Origin of the sequence: Nodosilinea sp. LEGE 07298 (assembly GCF_015207265.1) — a bacterium.
Classification (GTDB): Bacteria; Cyanobacteriota; Cyanobacteriia; order Phormidesmidales; family Phormidesmidaceae; genus Nodosilinea.
Window position 1 is genome coordinate 1 of sequence record NZ_JADEXE010000442.1, and the last position, 4117, is coordinate 4117.

The 4117-nt window shown below is 50.0% G+C and carries 4 protein-coding genes and 1 pseudogene; all 5 read right to left on the reverse strand.

Going from position 1 to position 4117, the window contains the following annotated elements:
• Positions 1–230: hypothetical protein (locus tag IQ273_RS31265; RefSeq protein WP_194026987.1), on the reverse strand; the 230-nt coding region annotated here is incomplete at its 3' end.
• A complete protein-coding gene (locus IQ273_RS31270; protein WP_194026988.1) occupies positions 230–943 on the reverse strand; it encodes a hypothetical protein in 714 nt (237 codons plus the stop codon). The genes IQ273_RS31270 and IQ273_RS31265, both read right to left, overlap by 1 nt.
• Before the next feature lie 29 nt (positions 944–972).
• The gene (terL, locus tag IQ273_RS31275; RefSeq protein ID WP_194026989.1) at positions 973–2301 is read right to left on the reverse strand and encodes a phage terminase large subunit; all 1329 of its coding nucleotides are present in this window, start codon (positions 2299–2301) and stop codon (positions 973–975) included.
• A 145-nt stretch (positions 2302–2446) separates the two neighbouring features.
• The gene (locus IQ273_RS31280) at positions 2447–3997 is read right to left on the reverse strand and encodes a P-loop NTPase fold protein (protein ID WP_194026990.1); all 1551 of its coding nucleotides are present in this window, start codon (positions 3995–3997) and stop codon (positions 2447–2449) included.
• A gap of 16 nt (positions 3998–4013) precedes the next feature.
• A pseudogene (locus IQ273_RS36200) lies at positions 4014–4117 on the reverse strand (DDE transposase); the annotation flags it as partial.

Here is a 4117-nt window from a genome sequence, read left to right on the forward strand (position 1 = left end):
CCCCCGCCGTCACTATTAGCCCGTACCAAATCCACCAGCCATCGCCCGCCGTCGGCAGCAGGCCCGCGAGGCGAGGCAAAAAAGAAGCGCCAGCCCTCAGCGGTGCGCGACCTACCAGTCGGCATCAGGTTAAGCCCCCGGCTCACCCGCGCCTTACGGCTGACATAGTTGCGGGTCTCGCGTTTGGTGTAGTCAACCTTGGCCCCAGGGGCGCGAAAGTAGTTGCCCATCACAGCTCCATAGCGCTATAGCGCGAGGCGAATTGTTGCAGCCGCTTGTTCCAGGCAGCGATCGCCTTAGTCAGCGCTGGGCCAGTGGTCATGTGCCCGTGCGCCAGGTAAGGGGTGACATGGTAAGTCACGATCGCCGCTGTGCTGTTGTCAGGGTGCAGCTTATTCCAGGCCTGGGCATAGGCAGCAGCCTGCAGCGTTGCCTCAGCAACGGCCTCGGGCCAAATTGTGTAGGCACTACTCTTCAGCTCAATCACCGCCCGCTGACCCGTGGGCAGGGTGGCCACTACATCCAGTGTCCCGGCATAGCCCAGGTCGATATGGTGAACCCGTTCATCAGCCCACACCTGATCGCCCACCTGAATCAGGTTTCGCACCAGCGGGCGCAGCCGCTGACACTGCCGCTCAACCGGATGCGGGGCACCGTAAAGACGACCATTCAGCAAGCACTTCTTAAACCAGGTATCGATCGCGGTACCCTTTGCGATCGCCGCCTCTCGGTTCAGCGCATAGTTGAGCGGGTTGGTTAGCTCTGCTCTGACCAGGGCATCCCGCCGACTTTGGGGCATCGTCACATCCAAAATGCTGGTGACACCGGGCAGCCGCACCGGGTCGGTATCGGGGGGGTCGGTGATTCTGTACCAGCGCATCTCTTTTTTAAAGGTGGTTTTTTGCCCGTGGACTAGCCCATAATGCCCGCGAATGAGTCTCACGGTGAGACTAGCGGCCGCATTTTGTGAGACTACCGGAACGAGGCAGAGCCAAACTTAGGCACCCCTACGCCCATCAGCTCCAGATAGGCCAAAGCGGCCGCATCAGGAATGTCATCGTGAGTCGCATCAGGGAAGCCCACCAGGGCATTGATCAGCCGATTGTTCCACGGCCCTTGCAGTAGATACACCTCGCCAAATTCGGCAGCTCTGCTCAGAGGGTTGGCCCGCTCTAGCTTGCTTAGGGTGGTGGTCATGCCCTTAGCGTCATAGCCCGCCAGCTGCGATCGCAAGGCCTGATTCTGATACTCACCCGCCTGGCCGGGGTCGCGCTGCCAGCGAACAGGAACGCCCAGGCCATCGGCAGCGGCGATCGCCTTCAGTCGGGTATCGACTCCGGCAGGGGTTAAAAAATCCTCTGTCATGTCGGTGATCACCACGCCACCGTTTTGCATCAGGCCCATGCGAATGCTGGCGGTTGCGTCCGGGTCGCCCTTGCGGTCTTCGGTACTGGCGAAGTCCCAGGCCCGCACCCACTTAACCACTTTGGGCAGCTGCTGAATGATCGTGAACCACTCCGAGCGGAAGCACTTGCCCGCCTCAGCTCTCACGTTCCAGTTACCATCTAGCAACTTTTGCCGCTCGACCAGCGGCAGCGCCTTTAGATTTTTCAGGTAGTTCGGATCTTTCTGGAGCAGCGCGGGATTGTCGTAGACGCTGGACGGGATGAAGGTTAACGATTTGCTGTCTTCGGTGGGCTGGTCGAACCACAGCAATTCATCATCATGCCGCTCGAAATGACGAAGCACCCCAGAGCGCTCGTAGTTGGGGAAGCCATCGTCAGCGATCCACCAGTCAATCAGCGATCGCACAAAGCTATCGGGGTCAGGGTTGCAGGTAGCCCGCAGGTAGGGCGCAATGCCCGAGGTCGAGCGCAGGCGGCTGGTGATATACCAGAACATTTTCGCTGTGAAGTGGGTCAGCTCATCCATGGCCACATAGACCAGCTCTGTACCCTGCCATTCCAGAACAGCGGCATCATTCTTTAGGTGACGCATCACAGCGTAAGAGCCTGCGGGGAAGTTCCACCGCAAGGCTGCCAGCTGAGGATCGCCCCCAGCGTAGGGGAACACTGCTAAGCTTGCGTCCCAGAGGCCCCCAGGGTTCTTGATTTGGGGGTAACTCCGGCGAAAATAGGTCGCGTTAAATGCCGGGTTTTTGATGTGGCGCAGCGCTTCAAGTAGGATGGTCCAGCTTTTGCCGCCGCCTGCGCCACCGCCGAAGATGACAATATCGGCAGGCGAGGCCAGAGCCAGAGTTTGCGGGCCAGGTTGGGGGCGTAGCTCGATGGCCTGGGGCATGGCTGAAAGTCTTACTCAGAAAAATATTAACAATTGAGTAAAGCAAGATTCAACCAACTGACACTTCAAAGGCAAGCATCTTAAGCTTCAAAGGCAAGCATCTTAAGCTTCAAAAGATACTCAAAAGGCAAAGATACATGGATTATTACTCCTGAAAATCCTCCTTTTTAGAGGATAGTCTTTCAATTGCCTTATGGATATATTCTTGACTTGATAAGCTTAAAATATAACCACTAAGCTTACCCTCTCTACGAGAAACCTCCTCTAGAACCAACCTTTGTATAGATTTAAGCCATTCCAACTCTTGGATTAGCTTTTCATTGATGCCGCCATGTTTATATCTTTCAGATAACATCCATAACAATTGTCGGGCATCTTCGTTTTTCATAGCCAAGACTTTTTCAACAAAAAGGCTTGGCTCGATGTAATTCAACACTGGCTCTTCATGATATCCTGGGCCATCATCCTGACCAAGAGGACTATCGTAACATATCATTCTGTGAAATTTGGGAATATCGTTACACATAAACTCAAGCAACTCTTGAGCTTTTTGAGGTATCCCTTCAGAATAAACCTCTCTTCTTGCACTTTCGAGATAACTACGAAACTCATTAAATTCTTCAGTTTCCCGTTCCTGAAATGCAAGATTGCGGTAGTATCCAGAAGTACTTCCGATAGATTCATAAAATGGCACGTGTTGAGGCAAAGGCTCCAGTCGACTGGACCTTTTAAGGTCATCCACATAACTTATTGAATCATCAAGAATGTCTTTTTTAGATCTTTTATAAATTCCTGCTTTAGAGAACCTTAAGAACAGACCTACTATATGAGTTATTTCTCCAATATCAGAGAAAATTCTATCTCTATAATCCTGCTCAATTTTCGTGATTAATTCCTCAAAGTCTTCATCGGATAATTCTGAGAAGTGCCAAAGCTTCATCCAGTTCGGTGTACTCTCATCCTGAAAGTATTTGCTACTTGATATAGACAGTTCTAACTCTTCTAAATCTATTGCACCTTGATCAAAAAAACGCTTCCACCAAGTGAGGCTAGGGAAAACACTATACATATCTAGAAAAGGATATGTATCGATGAATTCAAGAAGATGGTCCTCCTCATTTTCATTCTCATTTTTGCGTCGATCATTTCTATCCGAAGGAGAGAAAAGCTTTTTGCTCAAGAAGTTTGCATATTCTGTCGTCAGTTTTTCTATATCTTTAGGAGATATTTTCCCCTGACGAATCTCAATCAAAAATGCTGTCAGCGCTCTTAATAAATCCGTCAGGGCTTCAGAGTGGTTTTGGACTCGTTCTGGAAGTGCCTGAAAAATCCTTGCAAATTCTAAAACGATATGGTTTAGGCTTCTCAGGTTTTTGCAATCGGATTTTTGGTAGAGATCTTTTATGGCATCAAAATTATTGGCCAAGAAATCCTTAGCTTTTTCGACTTCAATTTTACCAATAGAAGATGTCAACACATCATCAAAGCTTGGTGATATACTAAGGGTTTTGCCAATCAACTTTTCCTTAATAGATGAATAAATAGATGAATAGTCTTCATCTTTCAAGAGTTTTTCTTCGTCAGCAATTAAAATGACTTTCATTCCATTGTGCTCTACAAAGAAGTTGATATAGCCTAATAGGCTACTGAGATCTATTTTGCAGCGCTCCAGATCGTCAAATATTAAAAGGCTCAATACGGATTTTGGGGAGCTAGTTCAACAAGGTCTCCAATAGGTTGCCCAGCAGTGCCTTTCCTCGCTTACGGGCATTGTGTACGAACTCAAAGAACCCCAGATAAAGCGGCAGTTTCTCCT